Annotated in this window: 18 protein-coding genes and 1 pseudogene; 6 read left to right on the top strand and 13 right to left on the bottom strand. The window is 36.6% G+C overall.

Translation table 11 applies throughout. From position 1 onward, the window contains the following. Positions 1–27: 27 nt before the first annotated feature. From APF76_08755 to APF76_08710, 10 genes are all read right to left on the bottom strand, one after another. Positions 28–1,479 carry a hypothetical protein gene (locus APF76_08755; GenBank protein KUO53324.1) on the bottom strand — a complete coding sequence of 484 codons (1,452 nt, stop codon included), beginning with the start codon at positions 1,477–1,479 and terminating at the stop codon, positions 28–30. 167 nt (positions 1,480–1,646) lie between these two features. Continuing rightward, a complete protein-coding gene (locus tag APF76_08750; GenBank protein ID KUO53323.1) occupies positions 1,647–3,440 on the bottom strand; it encodes a hypothetical protein in 1,794 nt (597 codons plus the stop codon). Between the two features lie 143 nt (positions 3,441–3,583). Next, positions 3,584–4,999, bottom strand: coding sequence for a trimethylamine--corrinoid methyltransferase (locus APF76_08745; GenBank protein KUO53322.1), 1,416 nt, complete (start codon positions 4,997–4,999; stop codon positions 3,584–3,586). A gap of 243 nt (positions 5,000–5,242) precedes the next feature. Continuing rightward, on the bottom strand, positions 5,243–6,598 hold the full coding sequence (locus tag APF76_08740) for a hypothetical protein (protein ID KUO53440.1): 1,356 nt from the start codon (positions 6,596–6,598) through the stop codon (positions 5,243–5,245). Between the two features lie 404 nt (positions 6,599–7,002). Then, positions 7,003–7,398 carry a trimethylamine methyltransferase gene (locus APF76_08735; protein KUO53439.1) on the bottom strand — a complete coding sequence of 132 codons (396 nt, stop codon included), beginning with the start codon at positions 7,396–7,398 and terminating at the stop codon, positions 7,003–7,005. A 99-nt stretch (positions 7,399–7,497) separates the two neighbouring features. Beyond that, the gene (locus tag APF76_08730) at positions 7,498–8,427 is read right to left on the bottom strand and encodes a trimethylamine methyltransferase (protein ID KUO53438.1); all 930 of its coding nucleotides are present in this window, start codon (positions 8,425–8,427) and stop codon (positions 7,498–7,500) included. Between the two features lie 424 nt (positions 8,428–8,851). Further along, positions 8,852–10,516 (bottom strand): choline/carnitine/betaine transporter, encoded by a 1,665-nt coding sequence (locus APF76_08725; protein KUO53437.1) that lies wholly within the window; start codon positions 10,514–10,516, stop codon positions 8,852–8,854. A 481-nt stretch (positions 10,517–10,997) separates the two neighbouring features. Continuing rightward, complete coding sequence (locus tag APF76_08720) at positions 10,998–12,212, bottom strand: pyridine nucleotide-disulfide oxidoreductase (protein ID KUO53321.1); 1,215 nt, start codon at positions 12,210–12,212, stop codon at positions 10,998–11,000. A 39-nt stretch (positions 12,213–12,251) separates the two neighbouring features. Beyond that, positions 12,252–12,578 (bottom strand): thioredoxin, encoded by a 327-nt coding sequence (locus APF76_08715; GenBank protein ID KUO53320.1) that lies wholly within the window; start codon positions 12,576–12,578, stop codon positions 12,252–12,254. A gap of 244 nt (positions 12,579–12,822) precedes the next feature. Then, on the bottom strand, positions 12,823–14,868 hold the full coding sequence (locus tag APF76_08710; protein ID KUO53319.1) for a nucleotide pyrophosphatase: 2,046 nt from the start codon (positions 14,866–14,868) through the stop codon (positions 12,823–12,825). A 529-nt stretch (positions 14,869–15,397) separates the two neighbouring features. Here APF76_08710 and APF76_08705 point away from each other — a divergent pair. The 6 genes from APF76_08705 to APF76_08680 all read left to right on the top strand — a co-directional run bounded on the left by APF76_08705 (position 15,398) and on the right by APF76_08680 (position 20,092). Beyond that, complete coding sequence (locus APF76_08705) at positions 15,398–16,189, top strand: ABC transporter permease (protein ID KUO53436.1); 792 nt, start codon at positions 15,398–15,400, stop codon at positions 16,187–16,189. Positions 16,190–16,228: 39 nt separating this feature from the next. After that, on the top strand, positions 16,229–16,876 hold the full coding sequence (locus APF76_08700; protein KUO53318.1) for a hypothetical protein: 648 nt from the start codon (positions 16,229–16,231) through the stop codon (positions 16,874–16,876). Positions 16,877–17,031: 155 nt separating this feature from the next. After that, positions 17,032–17,883, top strand: a complete 852-nt coding sequence (locus APF76_08695; protein KUO53317.1) for an FMN-binding protein — start codon at positions 17,032–17,034, stop codon at positions 17,881–17,883. Positions 17,884–18,044: 161 nt separating this feature from the next. Continuing rightward, a complete protein-coding gene (locus tag APF76_08690; GenBank protein ID KUO53435.1) occupies positions 18,045–19,121 on the top strand; it encodes a thiamine biosynthesis protein ApbE in 1,077 nt (358 codons plus the stop codon). Between the two features lie 12 nt (positions 19,122–19,133). Next, positions 19,134–19,523, top strand: a complete 390-nt coding sequence (locus APF76_08685; GenBank protein ID KUO53316.1) for a hypothetical protein — start codon at positions 19,134–19,136, stop codon at positions 19,521–19,523. Between the two features lie 38 nt (positions 19,524–19,561). Beyond that, positions 19,562–20,092, top strand: a complete 531-nt coding sequence (locus tag APF76_08680) for a heptaprenyl diphosphate synthase (protein KUO53315.1) — start codon at positions 19,562–19,564, stop codon at positions 20,090–20,092. Here the strand turns inward: APF76_08680 and APF76_08675 are convergent. The 3 genes and pseudogenes from APF76_08675 to APF76_08665 all read right to left on the bottom strand — a co-directional run bounded on the left by APF76_08675 (position 20,081) and on the right by APF76_08665 (position 23,230). After that, positions 20,081–21,145, bottom strand: a complete 1,065-nt coding sequence (locus APF76_08675; protein ID KUO53314.1) for a hypothetical protein — start codon at positions 21,143–21,145, stop codon at positions 20,081–20,083. The two genes, APF76_08680 and APF76_08675, sit on opposite strands and share 12 nt — an antisense overlap. A gap of 59 nt (positions 21,146–21,204) precedes the next feature. Then, entirely contained in the window at positions 21,205–22,569 is a 1,365-nt protein-coding gene (locus APF76_08670; GenBank protein KUO53313.1) for a hypothetical protein, read from the bottom strand. Positions 22,570–22,672: 103 nt separating this feature from the next. Further along, positions 22,673–23,230: pseudogene (locus APF76_08665) on the bottom strand.

Genomic DNA, 23,230 nt, shown 5'->3' with positions numbered 1-23,230 from the left:
GAAGTGCTCCTTCTCCTAACCGCAGGATTAGGCTTTTATTTCTCTTAGATAGGGAAACTCACTTTTAACATGTAAAATCTTCTCTGATTCAAAAGGTTGCACTTGATGATTAGCTAAAGCTTCTCGTGCAATTTCATTTGCTCTCTGCCATGAATTTTTACTTCCATCTTTAACCCAATCTGTGTATATATTTCTATTAGCAACCTTTGGAAAAAAGGTTTCAGTTCTCATGTGTTTAACCGTATGCCCTTGTGCAAGGTAATTACCACCTGGACCTACACTTTTAATGGTTTCATAGGCTAATGTATCATCATTTACTTCTATACCCCTTGTAGCCCTTAGTGCCATACCATTTATTTCATCATCTATAACTAACTGTTCTAAACTAAAACAGATGCTACCCTCTAGAAGTCCTGCTGCATCATGGATTAATTGAGCACCTGCCAATGCTGGCATTAAGCTACCCATAGCCTTTTCATAGCCTGATTGAGCATCACCAACCTTGGATTCAGATACACCTCCTGTTGAATACATGGGAATATTATAATAGGATGCAAGTTGTGCACAAGCTGCGTTCATAATACCACTTTCTACTGCTCCAAATAAAAATCCCATGGAGCGCATATCAGCAATAGTTGGTACTACACTATAAAATACAGGGGTGCCATTGTTAATTGCCTGAAGCAAAAGAATTCCACTCAATGCCTCTGCATTTAATTGCGCCAACTGTCCTGCGAGCGTCATGGGAGCAGTTAACCCTGAAATAGGACATACTGACGTAACTACTGGAACACCAGCATCTGCTGCATCGAACATAAAGTTGACATAATTATGTTCCATCTTTAAGGGACTTAAGAGACAGGTTATAAAGGTTAGAATTGGTCTTTTTCGAAATTCTTCTTCTCCACCAGCTAATATTTGTGCCATTTTAATTACATCCTTGGCACCATCTTCATGATAAATACCTCCCATAACATGTTTAGTGGAGTTATTCAATGCATTAAAAAAACGATTAACATCTACTTCATTGGTTTCTATTCCTCCCGGATATACAGGAAGCATTATCATATGTATATTATTTAAATAATCTATTAATTTGCAAATTTGGGATATATCTTCAAGAGTGGAATCTCTACGTTCTCCTGTTTCTACATCAATTGTCTTAATAGCTGTTCCACCATTACTGTAATAGGTTCTATTTGCTTCAATTACAAGATTATTTTTTTCATCCCTACCATATAGGGTGATTCGAGCGGGAGCCTTTTTTATTGTTCTCATAAGCACATCTGGTTCAACTCTTACAATTTTATTTAGATAGTCCACTTTACAACCTATTTTTTCAAGAACAACTAGAGCCCTTTTGTTATCCACCATAAAGCCTACTTCTTCTAGTATTCTAAGTGACGTGTTATGTATCTTCTCAACTTCCTTGAGTGATAAAGGTTTATAGAATCCACTTGGATAGCCGTAAAATGTCATCACACTTCTCCTTTTCATCTTGAAGTCACACTATTTACTTCTATTAATAAGTAATAAGCAATTTTAGTGCCAAAATAAACATACCAAAAAAGCCCTAATTAGCTTGTATTTAAGCTAATAGAGCTTGTAATATCCAGATTTTTATTATTAATTGTAATAATAATTACTTAACTATTATTAAGTTTAATATTATAGTCTTTGAGTTTTCTATATAAGCTTGGTACACTTATACCTAATTCATTAGCAATAAGCTCCTTCTCTTTTAACGAACCACCATGCAGTAAAATGGCTTTCATAATGATCTTTTTCTCTACTTCTCGCACATGGCATTTCAAATCTAATTTTTCTTGGACAATTTCTTCTCCTTTAACGCTTCTAAGTATGCGTAGTGGTAAACTTGCTGGCATAATTAGATTGCTTTGCTCGAAATTACAAGCATATTCAATTGCGTTTTCCAATTCCCGTACATTTCCAGGCCAGTTATACAGCTTCAAAATTTCCAAAGCTTCAGGGTGAATTGTCTTAATTGTTTTCTTAAGAAATTCATTATATTTATAGATAAAATAGTCGACCAAAAGAGATATATCATCTCTTCTTGCACGAAGAGGGGGGATATATAAAGGTATAACATTAAGCCTATAATATAAATCCTCTCTAAATTGTCCATCAGCAACCATTTTCTCAATATCCCTATTAGTTGCTGCAACAATTCTCACATCAATTTTTATTTCGCTATTACCTCCCACCCTTTCGATGGTTCGGTTTTGTAAAACTCGTAATAGTTTTGCTTGTAAATAGAGAGGCAACTCCCCAAGCTCATCTAGAAAAACCGTACCTCCATCAGCTAATTCAAATTTACCAATTTTACCACCATGCTTTGCCCCTGTAAAAGCACCTTCATCATAACCAAAGAGTTCACTTTCCAGAAGGTTATCAGGTATGGCGCTACAATTAATAATTTTAAGGGGTTTATTTGCCCTCGGACTAGCAGCATGAATTGCTCGAGCAAAGAGCTCTTTACCAGTACCACTTTCTCCCTGTATCAAAACTGTAGAGCTACCTTGGGCAACCTGTAGTACTCTTTCTTTTACATCTTTAATAATTTCACTATCCCCGATGATTTCTGAAAGGGTAGATTGATATTCAGTACCTGCCCATCTTTCTGCCTTTCTTTGAACATCAGACAGACGGTAAAATGCTTCAAAGGCTCCAGTTAAAATTCCATCACTATATACAGGATAAAAGTAACTTAAAACTCTCACCCGTTTTTCCCCAATTTGATAGGTAATCACCTGCTCTTGGTCTATCTCCTGTTTTAAAATAATTTTACAAAGGGGAGATTTAGATAAAACAGTATTAATACTGCTACCCCTTAATTCTTGCCACGGCAAACCAAGAATATCTCCTGCGGATTGATTTATTTGTGCTATGTATCCCTCCGCATTCACCCCAATTACTCCTATGTCTATAGAATTAATTATTGTTTTCAGAAATTCTGCAGTTATTCTTAACTGTTTTGTACTGCGATTTTCCGCTATTTTACTGGACAATAATTCAGACATTTTTGCAACATATTGCAATAGTGTTTGTTCTTGATTTAACAGTCGGATTTTTTGCTCATCTGTAAAAGCCACAAGATTAATTAATCCTACTGGCATACCCTCCAATTGGATTGGCATAAAAAAACCAGCTTTTATAATATCACAATTACTATACAGGTGACATATTTCACAGATCTGATCTTTTCCTGGTTCCACAAGGATAAAGGGTTTTTTGCATAATAGTGCATGTCTGCAGATATGTCCCATAGCCATTTTTGTACCAATCTTTTCCTTGGATTCCCCAGTACCTGCAATTCTTAATAAATGGGAGTCTATTATTTCCACACCCATATCAAGGGCCGCACTAATTGCCTCAGCTATGTCTTGAACAAAATCTTGAATACCTCTCAATTCAGACAACTGTCACACCCGCTTTCAAGAACTTGCTAAATTGATATAATATTCTATAATTTACCACCAATCTCCTGCACTTTATACAAAATAGTAAATCTTTGTCTCGAGTTGTGTGCATAAAAAAAAAGCCCGGTGGGCTTTTTTTTATGCTATCCTTTAGCTGTTTCCATGTATCTTCGTATTTCCTTGTCTATTTCTGAATCTAATAAAGTTTCAGGGGCATTGCTTAGTATTTCTTTATATTTCCGATTTGCCCTGATTACCACATCCTCTGATCCCGCTGCTACCCAATCCATATAGGACTCGCAACCGGAAACTGTTGGCATCCATCTACTACGAAATTTCTCAAAAGTACTTTGGTGAGTTAAATAGGATCCAGAATGTCCAATTTCTTGAATTGCTTCTATCGCTAATGCCTCTTCTGATATCTCCACACCTTGTTTAATACGCACCATTCTTTGAATCAATTCTTCATCAATTATAAATTTCTCATAAGAAGTAGTCATAATAGCATCTAGAACACCCATGCACTGTACAACAATATGACCACCGCCCAATACACCCATCATAAGATTTTGCATGGTTTCATATCCAGCTTGACAATCTACAACCTTTGAGTCAGTTACACCTGATAATATTCTAGTGGGAACCTTATAATAGTCCATACCCATTTGCAAGTTAATTATATCCATCAACAAACCTTCAGGGTTACCTCCGATAAAGCTACCTGTTTTCATATAAGCAGTATTTGATGCAATTGAGTACAAAACTGGATTACCTGGATTTATTAATTGTATTAAGGTTAGACCAGCTAATATCTCAACATTTTGTAATACAGCTGTTCCTAATAGAGTTATAGGCCCAGACACACCTGCCATTATACATGGAGCCAAAAATACTATTTGATTACGTTTTGCATATTCTATGATGGTTTCCAAAGCATCCTGGGAATAGCCCAATGGACTAAGTGGATTAATAGCCACCGCTGCATAATGCCCATTATTTAATTTCGTTCCTAAAGCAATTTCAATCATATCCAATGTTTGCTGGGCTTCATGCCTATATCCAGTATGTCCAATAATTGGTTTATCTGAGTTTCGTACAGTTTCATATATCATGTGTAGGTGCTTTTCATCCTGTGAGATATCACTTGGATTTACAGGTATAGATCCCACAAGATGAACCACATCACTATGCTGGCAAAGCTTCTGAATGTTGCCAAAATCCTCTAATGTACCTACACGCCTACCCTTGTCCAAATCTTGAATATATACTGGTCCCAAGTTTGGTTGAATAAGAAAGCCCTCACCCACTGTTACTGACTTGTCCATGTTTCTCGCTGTCCAAGTAAAAGTCTCTGGACAATTCTCTATAGCTTCCTCTACCATCTTCCTAGTAAAATACACAGTATTACCTAAAATCTTTGCACCATGAGACCTGCATATTTCCAATGCTTCCTCGCAATGAAAAGCCACACCAGTCTCTTCTAGTATCTTTATTGATGCATCATGTATCATTTGAAAATCCTCTTTAGAAATAACCTCTAATTTGGTCTTTAACATCATAATCCCCTCCATAGCGTTGAACTAAATAATTTTGTAACTTCGAACATTATCTTTAATCTGATGCAAGGACTATGCCATTTAATAATATCTATATAAAAGCCTATATAGCTGTCTTTGCAAAGCTAATTCTAAGTCCATACGGGTTATTGTAAGTCATTTAGATTTAAATTGATAGCGAAATATAGTTTAGCATCTAGAACAAAATAAATAGGAGAACACTTAGTGTTCCCCCATATTTTTAGATTATTTATTTAGATATCGGCGGATGCGCCTATTTGCTTTACTTTGACTAATATTTAGCGCTTTTGCAACCTTATATGAGCTTCCCAATTGTTTATAAGCCTTGATAATTAATTCTTCCTCTAGCACATCTAATGGAACAAGATTAGGCAATGCTAAATTAGCTTTAGCTTTATCGCTTTTACTGAAGCTTTTGGGGAAATGCTCTGGTAGTATCTTTGATTCCTTAACAGTTATCACTAACCTCTCAACAACGTGTTGTAATTCACGTACATTTCCTGACCATGAATGAGTAATTAATGTATCTAGACTATCTTGGGAAAAATAATGGGACATGCCATATTTTTTATCATATATGTTTAGAAAATAATGCGCTAGGAAGACTATATCCTCAAGTCTGTCCCGTAAGGGTGGTATTTCTAGTTCAATTACATTTATTCTATAGTATAAATCTTCTCTAAATAATCCATCTCTAACCATTTTTTCTAAATCCCTATTGGTAGCTGCAATTATTCTTATGTCAATATTTTTATACTCTGTACCACCAACTGGTACAAATCTATTCTCTTGGATTACCTCTAGAAGTTTTGCTTGCAGTCTTAGTGGTATCTCAGCTATTTCATCTAAAAATAATGTACCACCATCAGATAATTCCAGAAGTCCAACTTTTCCCGCGGTATTAGCCCCTGTAAAAGCACCACGATGATAGCCAAATAGTTCAGATTCGAGCAATTGGTCAGGTATAGCTGCACAGTTAATTGTTTTAAAAGGTCCATTTTTTCTATTGCTTATATGATGAATATACTTAGCCATTACATTCTTACCAGTTCCAGAATCACCTAATATTAGAACAGTAGAATCCGTAGAAGAAACCTTTTGTGCCAATACAACACATTCCTTCATGCTTTTGCTACGAACTACTAAATGTTCGTATTTGTATTCCTTTTTTCTTAGTTCCTCAACCTCTTGCTTATACTTTTGTACTAATTTTTCAGTATCTTCTAAATTGCATTTAAGCTTTTCTATTTCAGTTATATCTCGAGTATTCATTACAACCAAGTCTATATTACCTTCTCCATCTAGGATTGGAGTAGCAGTAACAACTAGTTTCTTACCGATCATTGTTTCCTGTGTAAGGGTAACCCTCTTTTTTTCTTTAAAAACCACAGGAGCTATTGATGGGCTGTAGTAGCCCTCTTCCACAAGATGATAAACTGTTTTTCCAATGATTTCAGATGGCTTTAGACCATAATTTCTTTCACTAGCATTGTTAACATAGGTTACAATACCTTTACTATTGACCACAAAAATTTCATCGTATGAATTATTTAATATTTCCTGAAGCTTTTCCAGATTCATCTCATCTGACTCAGGGATTGGCTCGCTACAATAGAACAGGTAACATTTCAAATCATTCTTGAAATTAGCATTCCGAATTAGATTTGTCATTTGAAAAGTAATATTTTTATTATCCATATTTTCAATAACAATATCAATCTGCTTACCCAAGAGTTGTTGATCGGGTAATAGGCCTTGCGCATTTTCATCACAGAAAATAACTTGCCCTTTTTCATCAACTAAAATAATACCATTCGGAGAGCTTATCTTTTCAACCATGTCAGATCACCATACCATCTTCTTAATAATATCTTTATTATATCAGATTTATAACGTTCAATATATTGTTAATTTATTGAACAACAAGTCTATATAAAATAATAAGCTCCCACATACGGAGAGCTTATTACAACGTTAAAGCTAAACTATTTTTTATTAACGCCAAATTCTTCTTCGGCTGCTTCAATAATATCTGCTAATTTTGAGGCTATATCTGCCATAAGTGGCTCTGGTTTATGATTTTCCAGAATATTAATAGCTTCTTCACGGGCTACCTCAGTTAGATTCTTAGAACCAGTTTCTACCCAAGAATGCTTCATTTTGCGATTCATTAATTTCGGACTAGACTGTGCAGTTCTCATATGCTTCATGGTATGCTCTTGCATTAAGAAGTCTCCGCCGGCACCTACCTGCTTAATGACATCTACAGCTAGAGTTTCATCATTGATATCTATACCCTGCACAACCTTATTTACCATTTTAATTATATCGTTATCCATTACAAACTGCTCAAAGCTAAAGGTAATTCCGAGTTCTAGCATTCCAACTCCGTAGATAATATTGGCACCTGCCAATGCAGTTAACAGAGTAGACATAGTTTTTTCATGAGCAGATTGAGCATCAGGAACTTTACTATCAGCCTATCCGCCAGCTACCCAACTTGGCAATAGATAGTATTGAGCCAACCTTGCTACAGCTGCATTTATCATGCCTAATTCAGGGGCACCAACAGGTGCTGTTGTGGTCCTGAGATCCATTATTGTAGTGGAGCTTCCATAAATAACAGGTGACCCTTTACGTGTTAACTGACTTAAAACTACACCAGCTAAGACTTCTGCATTATGCATAACCAAAGTACCACCTAGAGTTACAGGCGCGGATCCACCTGCCATTGCCATCGAAAGAATATTACAGGCAATTCCATATTCTGCACATTTGATTATTGCTTCAGTACAATGGCTAGTAAGCTGTAATGGGCTAGTAGGGCAAACATTAATTGAAAGGATAGGGCGTTCTCTTAGTTTATCTTTTCCTCCAACAACTGTTGCTGCCATATCAAATAGTATTTCAGCTTGTCTACCACTAATGCCGCCTGTGAAAATGTGTTTTGTTGTATTTTTAAAGCAAGCCTCTAACTCATGTAATGGATGAACCTTTGCGGAAACATCATGGGCCGCTACTGCTCTTAAGCAAATGTCCACCTCATCAAGAGCATCACACATTAAAGCAGCATTTGCCGTATCTTGTTTAATTGATTTTCGGTATTCCCCGGTAAATGGGTCAATTACCATAATTCCTTCACCGAAATTGGTGAAATGAACTCTCTTATCTTCAATTACCACATCATGCTTGGGGTTTCTTCCAGCTAAAACTATCTTGCTAGGTGCTGAATGAATAGCATCCTCCACAAGGTACGGGGGAAACTGCACTATACGAGTATTCTTATCAACGAATGCTCCTCCAGCTTGAAATATTTCTAATGCTTCCTCGCTTTCAACTTTTATACCTGATTTCTGTAAAACTTCAAGAGTCGCTAAGTGGATGGAATAGAGTTCATCCTCTGAAAACATTTTTAATCCAAAACCACTAATAAAATCTGAAGCAGCGTAAAACTTTCTAGCCAAATAAATCTCCTCCTTATCTTTAGATTTGGATATTACATAACGGTTAGTATTAATTTAGCTTATCCTTTCTGCCTCCTTCATTGAAATCCTTATCATACTTCATGGTAATTGTATTTTGCAAATTCCATACCAGTTTGTTGTAGATTTTCATGGATTTCTTTATTTACAATAGTTTTAATCGTTTTTTGATACTCATAAGGTTCTTTAAGCTTGGAAAAGCCCTTTATTAATCATGGAAATAAGTTTTTTTAACTTGTTTTTGAGTATATGTGACTTAAGCCAAGGTTTGAACTTACCAATATAAAAAGCAGGCATAGGAGTAAATTCCTTCTTTTCCAATGCCTGCTTAACATGCCCAAATTATTGTATTTTATATATTTTTAGTAATTTTATCATCGATAACTGTCTTTGGAGCATTTTTACTTTCAGTATAATCTATTGTAAGTATCTTAGGTCCAACAGCATCTCCAAAATCTTCCTTAAGCCATTTCATTACGGATAGCATTAGGATAACTATAATAAACACAATAGGTACACTAGTTGCCACTGAAGAGAGTTGTACAATCTGAAGTCCGCCAACCGACATTATAGCAATTCCAATAACACAAAGCAGGAAGCACCAGAATAGTCTTGCCCAACGTGGAGGCTCCTGGTTGTATTTAATCTCATTACAGGAAATCATTGCAATGGTATATGCATTTGAGTCTATGGTAGTCGCTTGGAAGATTAGCATTACTAAGACGAAAAATGGTATTACTATACCACTAAACGGTAAGCTTTCCAATACAGCCACTATCATAGCTCCACCACCTGATGCAGCCAAAACTGCATCAAGTTCTAACCCTTGGTTAAGTTGAAGATCTACTGCGTACCCTCCAAACACCAAGAAGAATATAGAACATCCCAAAGTTGTTGTAAAAGCCATATTCAAGATAACATCTTTAATTGTACGTCCCTTTGAAATCCTAGCAATGAATAATCCAAAGTATATTGCCCATGCAACCCACCACGCCCAATAAAATACTGTCCAGTCTTGAGGAAATCCAGACTTGGTTATTGGGTCAGTATATAAACTCATACGCAAGAAATTATCCAGTAAAACTCCTATGCTATCAACATAAAATGACAACATCCAAAGTGTGGGGCCTGCTATTAATACAAAGCCCAACAATCCAAAGCACAGCCAACTATTTAGCTCTGATAATTTCTTAATTCCACCACGCAAACCTGAATATGCACTATATCCAAAGATTACAGACAATAAAACTGCTGTGCCACTTTTAACCATCAAGGTATTTTCAACACCTATCATATGAGCAATTACCTCTGAAATCATAGGAATAACTACGCCCATGGTTGTTCCCAAACCACCAACTAGTCCAACAATAACAAACAAATTAATTGCAGTTCCAACCCAACCGTCAACTACATTCCCTAATACTCCCCTACATGCGTAACTGGGATAGAAATATGGCTTCTTCCTCACATATATCATATAAGCAAATGCAATTGCTCCAGGAGTAAATAGACCCCAAGCTAAAACACCCCAATGAAATACTCCATAGGCAATAGCAAATTGAGCAGCTTGAGCCGAAAAAGCTTCGCCCCAAAATGGAGGCCACTTAAGATAGAAAATCGGTTCAGCCATGGACCAGTAAACAAGGCCTGCTCCGACCCCACCTGTAAAAAGCATTGATAACCAACTAAATCTTGAAAATTCCGGACTATCATCTGGCCCACCCAACTTTACATTGCCATATCGGCCAAAGGCTAGCCATACTAAGAATATAAAACACCCAAAAGCTAACAATAACCATAACCAATCGAAACTATACGTTACTGCTCTTAGAACTTGTGCCCCAAGTGGTTGCAACTGCTCACGAAGAACCAACATAGGTCCATAGAAAATAACACAAAAGATTACGCCACCATAAAAAACTATAGGATTAATTTTTGCATATTGACTCAGCTTAGATTTATCCACCGTTTTTTCCCAACCTCTCTTGTAATTTGAGCTCCCAGGTTTGTATAGTATGAAAGCTCTATTAAAAACCCCTTCTGCATGTTCATTTCCCTTCATTTCCCTTATTTAATAATACAGTATATATAATACTTTTTCATTATATCATGGCATCACCACCCTCTACCTTTAGTAATAATTTCAAGTATTGCAAACATTGTGCCAGTTATTAATATTTTCTGAATACACTAATGTTTCCAATGGAAATAAGTATTCAGAAACCGAAAATCTTTATAAGATTGTCATTTGTTTTTAGAAAAACCAGTCAAATAGACTCATCTCTTTTTTAGGTATATGCTGTAGGCCACATTATTGCTATGAATAGCTTAGTGACCTGCAGCTGTTTTTATAATAACCCATCAATTAATTCTGCTACCTCTTCCTTTGAACGAAGTCCACCAATACGTCCTTTAACCTCACCATTATTAAACATCAACAATTGTGGTATCCCTCTGAGTCTAAAGCGCCCCTCCTCTCTTTACTTTACTGATTTGTCTTATCTTAATTGAGCTTTTAGTTTTTCTTTATCCATCGAATAGTCCAATCGCTTGATCTCTTGCCCTCTGTCTAATACAACAACTGATGGCACGATTTTGACATCATACTTTTGGGCAAGTTTTTTCTTAGTAGCCATATCGATTTTAACCACTTTGCGGCGTTCCGCTAGTTCTTGATTTGCCTCTTCTAATAAAGTGCTAAACTCCAAGCTTTGATTATCTAAGGCATTAAAGAAAAGCAAGAGAACTTTTTTATCGCTTTTCAGAACACTCGTACTAAATGCATTGAGTTCCTCAATATAGCGCTCGGCAGCGACTGCGGCTGTTGCCCCATCCCCAGCAGCTGAAACCACTTGCCGTAAATATTTAACCCGATTGTCTCCGACCGCATATACCCCTTCGAGATTCGTTTCCATCAATTCATTAACGGGAATATAGCCTCTGTCCATCACAATGCCACTTTCCTTAAGGAAATGAGTTGAAGGAATCATCCCAACAAAGAAAAAAACACCCTGGCAAGCAAGTCTGCTTGAACGGCCCGTTTTTAAGTTCTTGATTTTAACCCCCTCGACATTATCCTCACCCAGGACTTCTTCAATCGTGGAGTTCCATATAAACTCCATCTTTTCATTTTGGAAGGCCCTTTCCGCACTCACTTTATTGCAATCGAGAACGCCTTCATCATGAAGTACAATCACTGTGACTTTGCGAGCGAACTTGGTAATGTACATGCCTTCTTCGATGGCTTGATCCCCGCTGCCAACGATAACAACATCTTCTCCTTCAAAAAACTCGGCATCACAGGTTGCACAATACGCAACCCCACTTCCCTGAAGCCGCTTTTCACCAGGAATATTTAATAGTCTCGGCTCACTACCACAAGCAATGATAACCGCCTTGGCTGTGTATTCTTTCTTTTTTTTGGTAGAGATAATTTTGTCTTCTTTAGCAAAATCAGCACTCACAACTTCATCTCGTAAAAATTCAACGCCAACAGACTCGGCATGCTTTTTAAAGTCTTTCATAAGATCGGGTCCACTAATTTGGCTATAGCCTGGATAATTGGCGATCTCTCGTGTAGTATTGACCAAACCGCCAACCGTTCCTTTGTTGATAACCAAAGTTCTCAGCTTCGCTCTTCCCCCATAAATAGCTGCCGTGAGTCCTGCGGGACCCCCACCGATTATGATTAAATCGTACGTCACATCTCCCATTTTCCTAAATTACTCCCTCTCTGTAGAATGTTTTAATCATTACGATTCTAAAACTTCCTCAATCTTATCCATAACTTTGTCTTCGTCAACAGCACCTGCAAGTTTTGCTCGATATTCGCCATCCTTAAAGAAAAGAATCTGAGGAACTCCTTTTAAAGAGAATCTTTGGAACAAGTTTTTTTCTTCTTCTACATCCACGTAATAGAATCCAAACCTGTCTTGGTATTGCGGTTGAAGCTCCTCCAAAATAGGAACGACATCTTTACAAACGTGACAGTCTTTTCTTGAGAACATAACAAGACAGGAGTCCTCATTATCATAGATAATTTTTTCAAAACTATTTGCATTTAATTGTTCTAAGAGCATATTTTCCACTCCTTTAAAATTGAATTACAGGAAGCAAGCATTCAAATTTCTCCTCCCTGTCGTATTTGCCCAAATAAAATTACGTCTTTCCAAGCAATTAAGGATCTGCAGAATAATTAGAAGTTTTGTCCAATCTCTCCAAGATGTCTTAAAAGAATTTCCGTTTCATGAATAATAGAATAAAGGCTAAAGGCAGGCTATTTCATGAAGTCAATTTTATGTGAATAAGCCTGCCTTTTTTATATTAGAATTCTTCGGTTAAAATCTGATAGATTGGTGCACCTTCGCAGTGGGCAGGCATTCTTACACCTAATAATGTTGCAATAGTTGGTGTAATATCAACTTGTCTAATGGTTCTAGCTGTTGTAAAGTTTTCTTTAATTCCACTCCCTGCTGCTAGAAAAATTGGGGAAACAGAAGTATCGAAAGCACCCTCTACAGTAGCTAACCCATCACCATGTAAACGGTTATATCCCTCATCTACAGTAAAGAAGATATCACCACACTGCGGACCGTTTGTTCCTAATACAACAGCGTCTTTATTCCGCATAGCAAGCCCGATAACACGCTGTCCTTTATATCTATAAGAGTACAGGTCAGACATAATTTTTCTTTCCAGTTCATATTTGTCCGCCGGGTCAACAATGCCATGGGCATCACGACCCTTTAAGTTAATATAAATATAGTTACTTCGGGTCTGGACAGCGGTTGTCTTTTCCCAATCTACTTCTTTCAAAGTCTTACCGTTTTCATCCTTTTTCATAACGGTATAACCGAGTTCCTCCATTACCTGTACATTCATGCCGCCATATTCACCAATTTGTGGTGGGAATTCTTCCCCTACCAGTAAACCATGGTCAGCTACAATCATGATGGTCCATCCTTCATCTAACAGATGTAGGAATTCTCCCAGATATTTGTCTGCCTGAATGTAAAACTTCCGGATAAAGTTCTGATTAACTTCAGGGTCAGTATAGCTCCAGCGCTCCAGATTTTTCGCTAAATGCCAAAACATATGACCTGCACAGTCAACATTATGCAAATGAGTGAATACTACTTGGTATTCACGATTTTTAATTAAATGATTTAAAGCCTTTGCCTGCCATTGACAGTACAAATCCCAGGCTGGTTCATAAACATTCTCAACCAGGTAAGCATCTTCTCCCCCAACCAAGCTAACAGGCGGAACTGGGCCAACATGTTCAACAATATCTTTTAGCAATTCCTTGGGGTGAAATAATTTATCCTGACCAGTATCTAGTGCGTTACTGATCCACATTTTCAGTTTTCTACCATCCGGAGAAAGTTCCAGGAGTTTCATGGACCTACATGCGGGTTTTAATTCACCATCTTTATTAATGTCGTCTACAATACCGGAAACCATTTTCCCGACTTCTAATACTACGATTGGTTTCTCTGCCTTCTTGTTTTTATAAATTGCTATGTGGTCATAGATGCCATCAGCATTCTTTAAAATTAGTGCGGGACGTCTTGCAATACCATCCGATGTTAAAATAGTAAATTCTTTGGCGTCTGCCGGTGCAGCTGCCCATCCTTCTGCATCTTTCAACGGGGAATTGACTAAATCATAATGAGGAATAGATTCAATGACCATTTCCATATTTTCTGGTCCCATGATATATTCACGGATTTCACTGCCTGTCATGGCAGCTTCACCATACCATAATTCCATCATATCGGTAGCTGGTTCTTCTTCTTCAGTAATAGCACTCAGATCAGAAATCATGCAGCCAGTACCGGCAGGACGTTCTACTTTAGGAGCATATTCTAATTCTGTAATTTCCTCATTAGCAACGATAACTTTTTCCCAATCAAGTTGTGCCACACCCATGTTAACAGAACCCGGCTGTGTTCCATCAATAACGTTTAAATTTGGGTTGTCACTGGTCGGAGGCCAAGCGGAACCAGGCCAATGCCATACTAATGTTTTCAGGCCGGCTGCAGTAGTTACATTCCATAATTGCTCAGCTTCACAGTTTCTGGAATCCATATTATATACAACAGCATCCAAGCTCTCTGGTGACTGTCGCCAAAAGCAGGTAATACCGTGTGTTCCTGGATAAGCACCCGTTGATAAAGTCGTCCAGCATGCAGGTGTAATCGTTGGCAGGGCACCTAAGTGAGATAAATCTTCTCTTGCCGCACCTTTTTCAATAAATTTTTTTAAGTTTGGCATTATTCCTTCGGCTAAGAACTTCTGGGTTATTTTGGGATCCATCCCGTCTACCCCTAATACCAATAATTTCTGGGTTAATGCTTCTCTTTTCATAATTTAAATAACAACTCCTTAAATGGTTTTGCTTAGGATATTGAATGTGTGTGAGATGTAACTTTTTTTCTTGTTATTAAATAATAGCAATTACTGTGCCAATTTTTTTATGCTTTAAAAAAGACAGCTTTTCCTTGAAAAGCAAGAAAAACAACAACAATGAATATATAAAAAACACCCATTACTGAGTCCGAATGACTTAGAATGAGTGTTTTTGACTTTTAATAAAATTTACAAATAAAATTTCTATTGAAGAAAAATTCTTGCTAGTTCTTCCATCCATTTTCTCCTCTCTAGTAGTTAGAGAAATACGCGTCAATTGTGTTTGTATTCAGCAGAAACTGAAGAAGGAGTTTGTGTAACAAATATTCCCATGCCAATAGCTATAATGAAGATGACTCCAATTTTAGAGGATTTAACCGATTTATGTTATACTTTAATAGCCATTAAAATATATGAGACGTTAAATCGTCTGAAACTTGATTCATGTGTTGGACTGCTCAATAATAAAAATATGGTTGGTATTGCTATGTCAAAAAATTTTACTTTAACAAATACTAATACGGAAAAAAACAATGAACCCACCGATATGGATGGTCTTATTAAGTTTATCCTAGCTATAATGCTCGCTAGCATGCCTTTTCTTTTTGAGCAACAGATGAGTTTTGGTATACTATCCGTTTACTTATTGATTGCGACCTTGGTTTTGAGAATTAAATTTCGAACCCTATTATTAAGCGCTGCTTCATATTGTATAATTGTTCTGATGCCTTACCTTTTTGGATTCTTGATGAATTCACTTCTTTATTCGTTTACGAATAACGAATTATTCACGTATAATCAAGGAACGTATGAGATTGTTTTAAGACTGTTTAGATTGTTTATTATCTGGTATGTGAGCATCCTATATTTTCACACAACCCCTATTAAAACAATAATTGGCTTAGTGGATAAGCTCTTTTTTCCTTTAAAATTAATAGGTGTTCCTGTTAAGGACTACTTAAAAGTAGTGATGTGTATCTTTTTAGAGCTTAAAGGCATGGGAACCGAAATAAAAAAGAATTTTGTAGATAGTGCACGTTCAACCATAGGTGGAAAAAACGAAAATTTTAAAATGAAAATGAAAGGTGTATCTCAAATTATTGTTTCTTTGCTTGTAAATTCTTTCGAAAAACTAGATAAAATACAAAGTTTTGTTGAAAAAGTGAGCCCTGAAGATTTATATCATTACAAATTTAATGTCTCTAAAAGAGATGTAGTTGCTGTAATGAGCTTTATCTTGTTAACATGGGTGCTTTTATTAGTTGAAAGAGGCTATTGATTCGATTTGAACTCCAAATACCATGGGAGGAATTAAAAAGTGAAAAATACGATTAAAGTATTGATAGTCGATGATCATAATATAGTCAGAGATGGGTTAAAGCTGATTTTAGAATTAGATGACTCTATCGAAGTATGTGGAGAGGCCAAAGACCTCAAAGAAGCCCTTGATCTTGTTAACAGAACTAATCCTGATGTTATTTTGCTTGACTACAAGTTTCCTGATGGTGATGGAGTTAACGGATGTATTAATATTAAATATTTGAGCCCTAAAGTCAAAATTATTATTTTAACAGCATACTCCAAAGAACAATTCGTAATAGAAACTATTAGAGCAGGAGCAGATGGTTATTTATTGAAAAATATCAATAGTGAAGAATTAATTAAAAACATTAAAAAGGTCTACGAAGGACATTCTGTATTAGATACTTCTGTTTCAGAGGGTGTTATTAATGACATTATTGTGCAAAATGAAAGACTTAATGCAGAAGACAATAAATTAAGTTCAAGAGAAACATATATATTACAAATGGTGAGTCTAGGTAAGGCTAATAAAGAGATTGCTGAAGCCTTGGATATTTCTGAAAAAACCGTCCGGAACTACGTTAGTAGTATTTTCAAGAAATTAAACGTTTCTAATAGAACTGAAGCAGCTAGCTATTGGATCAGAAACAAAAACCTATTATAAGGACAAATGTAAGGACATATGTACCTAGTCTTGGGACAAAAGTCATGATATTAAATCCCCTCTTTCTATGGTAAATTAACTAAGCAAGTACTTGATAAGATAATCACATAGTACTTATTTGAAAAATTAATTAACCTTAAGGGAGGATGTATGCAATGCTTAAGAAATTTTTTGCTGTAACACTAGTTCTCATGTTAGCCTTTTCACTTTCAGGCTGTGGATCTAATGAGCCGACAGAAGTAGAGCCTCAAGGATCAGATGGCAAATATGAAGACGGTATCTATTTTGCACAAGAGGACGAATTCGTTAAAGATTGGAAGTATCTTGTAACTATTGAAGTTAAAGATGGTGAAATTGTATCAGCTGATTGGAACGGTGCTAACATAAACGCAGGACCTGATAAAGACACAGTCTCTAAATCAGGTGGGTACCCTATGGTTGAAAACGGTGGAGCACAAGCTCCATGGCATGAGCAAGCTGAAAAAGCTGAAGCTTATCTCGTAGAAACCCAAGATCCAACACAGATTGCTTATAATGACGATGCAGGTCACACCGATGATATTGCAGGTGTATCCATCCACGTTATTGAATTCTTTGAACTTGCAGAAAAAGCTTTAGCTAATGGACCTGTTGGTAGAGGCCCATATAAAGACGGTGCTTATTTTGCAGAAGAAGATGATTTTGTTAAAGACTTTAAGTATTCAGCTAGCTTAACCGTTATCAATGGTAACATTGTGGCAGCCGACTGGGACGGTCTACACACTGATGGTAGTGACAAAGATACCATGTCTATTGAAGGTGAATACCCTATGGTTGAAAACGGTGGAGCCCAAGCTCCATGGCATGAGCAAGCTGAAAAGGCTGCAGCTTATCTCTTAGAAATTCAAGATCCAACAGCAGTTGTTTATAGTGACGATGCAGGACACACAGATGATATTGCAGGCGTATCCATCCACGTTATTGAATTCTTTGAACTTGCAGAGAAAGCTTTAGAAGAAGCCAAATAATTTAAACCTGTATACTATAAAAATTTGTGAATATTAAGGAGGAGCGGTTCTTGCTGCTCCTCCATTTATTTAAAAAATTGGATTTTAAAGAAACTATTCCTCTGATATTTTCTATGATAAAATATTATTCAAGGCCTAAAGATGGAGGTGTTTGTGAAACTATGCATTTAAGAAAATTATCAACCTTCACATATCTCATTGTTTTTCTAACTCTGACAGCTTTTGTAGCAGGCTGTATTCCTCAATCACAAAACAATAATGAACCTCAAGAAATCAAGCCGGTTATAGAAACTGCTTTCTTGATGGGTACTATAGCCAAAATAACAATTTTCGATGAGGTTAAAGATAAGGAAATATTCCAAAAAGCCTTTGACCGAATTTCTGAAATTGAAGACAAAATGACCATTGCTAAAGACAATGAAAAAAGCGAAATCATCCAATTAAATAATTTTGCCGGCAAAGAATATATGAATCTAAGCCCGGAGACTTTTTATGTTCTTGAGAAAGGGAAATACTACTCAGAGCTTTCCGATGGCAAATTTGACATCACCATTGGCCCCCTGGTTAAGCTTTGGAAAATTGGTACAGAACAAGCAGCGTTACCAGAAAAAATACAAATAGCCAATACACTACCTTTAATAAACCATAAAAATTTAATACTGGACAGAGATAGCCATAGTGCCAAACTTAATGCTCCAGACATGATCGTTGATTTAGGTGCTATTGCTAAAGGATATGCCGCTGACGAAGCAGCTAAAATATTAAAGGAAGCTGGAATTAATCATGCCATCATCAATTTAGGCGGGAATATACTCACTCTTAATACTAAACCTGATGGCACGAATTGGAAACTTGGTTTACAAGACCCATATGAACCACGGGGTGACTATATGGGTATTGTTAGCCTTAATGATCAAGCTCTTGTATCTTCGGGAATCTATGAAAGGTATTTTGAATTAGATGGGAAGAGATATCACCATATCCTAAACCCACAAACAGGCTATCCTGAGGAAAACCCAATACTAAGTGTTTCAATCATTACCAAAGACTCTATTGATGCAGATGCATTATCAACGACCATTTTTTTATTAGGACTTGAAAATGGAATGCAGATGATTGAAAATTTACCTAGTACTGAAGCTATTTTTATCACCTCTGACAATAAGGTTTATGTTTCATCTGGAATCAATGAAAAGAATTTTGAGATTAGTAAGGATAAGTTCAAATTACAAAGATAAGTGGTGATCTCTATGAGATTTAAAAAAGGTGACCTTGTCATTATAATACTTTTGATTGCTGCTTCTATAAGTTGGTTTATGAAAGATATCATCTGGCCTAACGACACAAATAACCAAGCAGTAATAAAAATTGATGGTCAGATTCACACTACAATCCCTTTAGACAGCAGTAATGAACGAAAGGAAATAGCTCTCACGCTTCCAGATGATAATGATGTACATTCTATAATAGTAACTGAAAAAGATAAAATTTGGGTAGAAGAATCTTCCTGTCCAAACAAAATATGTGTGAATACAGGTGAAATATCCAAGCCTAGCCAAAGCATCGTTTGTCTCCCTAATAAAGTGGTGATCTATATTGAGGGTTCAGAAAAAACGGATATAGATGATGTTTCTTTCTAGAGATACTCCATTACATCTTTCGAAAGCGGGTATTACGTATGAATAAGAATAAAAGATATGCCGTCATTATAATATTAGTTTCCAATGCAATTATAATATCTTTACTGGAATCATTGATTCCAATCCCTATTCCTGTACCGGGAGTAAAGCTTGGGTTAGCGAATATCATCATCTTAATTGGGATTGTTTTTCTACCCCTAAGCGATGTCCTTCTTATTGTCATAATCCGGTCTTTTGTAGTAGCACTATTAACTAGAGGAATAATGACAGTAGCCTTTAGTCTAGGCGGAGGCATCATAAGTGCCTTAGTCATGGCGTTGCTTTATAAGAAGTTCTCCCGCTTTTTCAGCATAAAAGGAATTAGCGTTGTGGGAGCAATCCTTCATAATACAACACAGCTTGCTGTCGCCTACTTGTTATTAGGTGAAGCCGTAGTTCTATTATATTTCCCTATTCTTTTAGTATCAGCTGTAATTACCGGTTTGATCACAGGTAGTATAGGGGAAATGGCCATCTCTGAAATAAGGAAGAAAGAGATTTTTGCTGCCGAAAAGCAATTAAGTAATTAGGAATGAATCCCTCATTAACTTTTCCACGGCATCTTCTGTAACCTTTTTTGGATTTGTCTTTCCATTAACATTTGCTGCACCAATCTTTTTAATAGTTTGTAAGTGTCCATTATCAATTGTTACAGGCTTAATATCATATTTTTTAATTGCATTTTCAAAAATGTTACTGATCTTTTCAACTAAAGGCAGCATTTGTTGCCTTTTTTCCTGAGATATTGCCTCTTTGTTAAACTCTGCTGTAGCTTTTAATAGGCTAGCACAAATATATCCATGAGAATAATCCGGATAAAAGCCAGGTACTATATTAGCAATACAATGCAGTATACCCAGACCAGCATTGAGCATAGCATTACCAGTTAGCAAATCAGCTTCTAGTATGCGGGAACGTACTTCTATATTATTACCATCTTCCATTGCTGATTGAATGTTTTCCACAACCATTTGGCATCCTTTTAATGATTGCATATCAGTTAAAATAGATGCACCTGTTCCAAAATAGGCCTCCATCCCATGGGAAAAAGAGTCAAGACCAGTAAACAATGTAGTAACGGGAGGCATAGATACTGTTGCAATGGGATCCAGTAGTGCTATGTTAGCAGGAATATTTTGTAAGCTTATTTTCTCACTATTTTCATCCTTAATTAATACTGACCACTCATTAATATGGCTTCCTGTTCCCGCGGTAGTAGGAATAGTAATAAAAAACTTTGCTTCACAATCTTTAGCAATTTTTTTGGCTGCATCCAGAATCGATCCTCCACCAAGTGCTATAAAAATACTGGACTTATTTTCTTTAGCAATTTCTATTCCCCTTATACATTCAGACATCTTTGGGTTTGGACTAATAGCATTATACTTTACAATACTTTTAAATCCCTCTTGATATAGGCTAATCTCCAATTCTTTTATCAATGGCTCCACCCATCCACCAGAGTCTGTAACCAGCATAATATTTCCATGTTGATTATACTGTTTTAAAATCAAGCCAATTTCCCTTGTTCTACCTGCACCAAACATAACCCTTGAAGAAACATAATATTCATATTTTGTCATAATACACCACCTTTTTTTCATAGAGAATTTTCTTTTTGATTTACATGGATTTGCCTTAGCTATGATTTTCTATATCCTAATACCAATAGCAGAAAGCTTACTACCACCCCAGGATATAAAGGGTTTATTTCTTTTGGTGCGAATATGGACCAAAATATTACAATAACCGGTGCTATTAAAATAGCCCATCTGCTGATTTTGGGACTAATCCTGTCTTTTAAAAAGAATATGCCTAGCAGTGGTAAAAATACAGTTGCCCCTCTTAAAGCCATAGATAAAAATGCCCATTCTAGTATTAAAGAATTTACATTGGATGTTACAAATACAAATACAATGGATGAGATAAGTATAATTAAAAATCGAAAAACCCATACCATTTCCTTATCTGTAGCTTGTGGCCTTATATTCTGATAAATATCTTTGCCAATAATCGTAGTGATCCCGAGTGTAAGGGCTGCACCAGTCATTACAAGAGAAAGAATTAATGTTGCTAGTACTATACCTCCGAGCCCAGGTCCTAAATGCAGAATTACAAACATTGGCAGGGCAGATGCTGGATTAATATCAGGATAGGCAACCCTCATAAACATTCCAATTAAAACACTAGCCAACCCCGTTAATGGTATTAGTATTGCAGCAATAAGGCTACCTCTTTGGGCAGTTTTTACTGACTTAGCAGAAAAAATTATTTGCAGATATGTCTGGGTGGAAATAAAACCAACTATTACTGATATGCCAGCACCTAATTCTACACCAATACCATGAGGAAAAATGGAAAACCAAACTCCCTCACCAAGTCCACGCTGTAAACCTGTTATGCCTTCTGCCAGCCTATAGGCAATAAACCCTCCTGCTACTAGTGTTGTACTAAGCAAGATTGTTTTTATAATACCTACATATCCAGTACTCCATATTCCACCAAAGACAGAATAGCAAACTATTAATGTTATAATTAAGGTAACTGCCACTAAAGGACTTAAAGCAAACATGTTTGTCAATACTGGGACAGCAGAAAGTACCTGAGCAGCTACTTGAACTAGAATTCCTATAGATACAAAAAACACGCTCCAAAGGGCTGCTTTTTTACCATAAAAAGACTCAAATAGCTGCGGTATTGTCACAACTTCAGATTTCCTTAAAGGTTTTGCTAAAAATAAAGCAAGGAAAAGACAGCTTAATCCAGCCCCAAGTGTAAACCAAATTCCGCTTATTCCATAAAGGTACGCAACTTGTGCGGTTCCTACAGTAGATGTCCCTCCTACAAATGCCCCTACCATGGAACCACTAACTAGTACACTCCCAAGCTTTCTTCCTCCAACACAAAAGTCAGAAGATGTCTTTACCTTGTTAGATGCTAAAATACTAATAAATGCCACAAAAACTAATGTGACACTTATACTTATAATGTAACCTATTGATAGCAATCCCGCTCCTTCTTTCTTCGACCCGACGTCATTAATATTGTAAGCCATTTAGAAGAAGTCTTTCAACTTTTATTTGCCATTCTAATACTCTTAAATAAACCTTTTAAGCTTCCACCCCATAAATCTCAGGAAACTCTTCGCGAATACTAGCCTTTAACTCAGATGAAACTAGTGAAGGCTTATGTGTAGCCAGTATTTCCCTGACCATTATATGGGCGCGTTCTTTTGTCTCAGGAGAACCAGCTTCTTCCCAAGCCATTCTTGTCCTTCTATCTGAAACCTTGGGGAAGAAGAATTCTTTACGAACATGCTTTACTGTATGGGGATCTGCTAGGAAATGTCCTGCTGGTCCAACTTCTTTTATTCTATCTACTGCTAGGGTATCCTTATTGACTTCTACACCCTTCATTACTCTAAAGATGTTACCAATTATTTCATTGTCAGTAACCATCTTTTCATAGGAAAATACCTGACACATTTCTAATAACCCTACTGCATCATGGATATAGTTGCAGCCAGCTAAAGATACTGTCATAGCAGTTAGGGCGCTTTCATAGCCTGCTTGTGAGTCATTAGTTTTGGAATCTGACATTCCACCTGTTCCATACATGGGAAGCTGGTAGTGCTGGGCCATTTGGGCAAGGCTAGCATTTACCATGGC

The organism is Desulfitibacter sp. BRH_c19 (assembly GCA_001515945.1).
Lineage (GTDB): Bacteria > Bacillota > DSM-16504 > Desulfitibacterales > Desulfitibacteraceae > Desulfitibacter.
This window is presented reverse-complemented; position numbering and strand designations above follow the sequence as displayed.

What these genes read in the sequence shown, in the direction of transcription:
- APF76_08730 (KUO53438.1), bottom strand. Translation starts at nt 8,427, where the DNA reads ATGTTTTCAGAGGATGAACTCTATTCCATCCACTTAGCGACTCTTGAA.
- APF76_08680 (KUO53315.1), top strand. Translation starts at nt 19,562, where the DNA reads ATGAATAAGAATAAAAGATATGCCGTCATTATAATATTAGTTTCCAAT.
- APF76_08745 (KUO53322.1), bottom strand. Translation starts at nt 4,999, where the DNA reads ATGATGTTAAAGACCAAATTAGAGGTTATTTCTAAAGAGGATTTTCAA.
- APF76_08715 (KUO53320.1), bottom strand. Translation starts at nt 12,578, where the DNA reads ATGCTCTTAGAACAATTAAATGCAAATAGTTTTGAAAAAATTATCTAT.
- APF76_08755 (KUO53324.1), bottom strand. Translation starts at nt 1,479, where the DNA reads ATGACATTTTACGGCTATCCAAGTGGATTCTATAAACCTTTATCACTC.
- APF76_08710 (KUO53319.1), bottom strand. Translation starts at nt 14,868, where the DNA reads ATGAAAAGAGAAGCATTAACCCAGAAATTATTGGTATTAGGGGTAGAC.
- APF76_08735 (KUO53439.1), bottom strand. Translation starts at nt 7,398, where the DNA reads ATGCTAGAACTCGGAATTACCTTTAGCTTTGAGCAGTTTGTAATGGAT.
- APF76_08740 (KUO53440.1), bottom strand. Translation starts at nt 6,598, where the DNA reads ATGAATCTGGAAAAGCTTCAGGAAATATTAAATAATTCATACGATGAA.
- APF76_08690 (KUO53435.1), top strand. Translation starts at nt 18,045, where the DNA reads ATGCATTTAAGAAAATTATCAACCTTCACATATCTCATTGTTTTTCTA.
- APF76_08705 (KUO53436.1), top strand. Translation starts at nt 15,398, where the DNA reads ATGTCAAAAAATTTTACTTTAACAAATACTAATACGGAAAAAAACAAT.
- APF76_08685 (KUO53316.1), top strand. Translation starts at nt 19,134, where the DNA reads ATGAGATTTAAAAAAGGTGACCTTGTCATTATAATACTTTTGATTGCT.
- APF76_08675 (KUO53314.1), bottom strand. Translation starts at nt 21,145, where the DNA reads ATGACAAAATATGAATATTATGTTTCTTCAAGGGTTATGTTTGGTGCA.
- APF76_08695 (KUO53317.1), top strand. Translation starts at nt 17,032, where the DNA reads ATGCTTAAGAAATTTTTTGCTGTAACACTAGTTCTCATGTTAGCCTTT.
- APF76_08720 (KUO53321.1), bottom strand. Translation starts at nt 12,212, where the DNA reads ATGGGAGATGTGACGTACGATTTAATCATAATCGGTGGGGGTCCCGCA.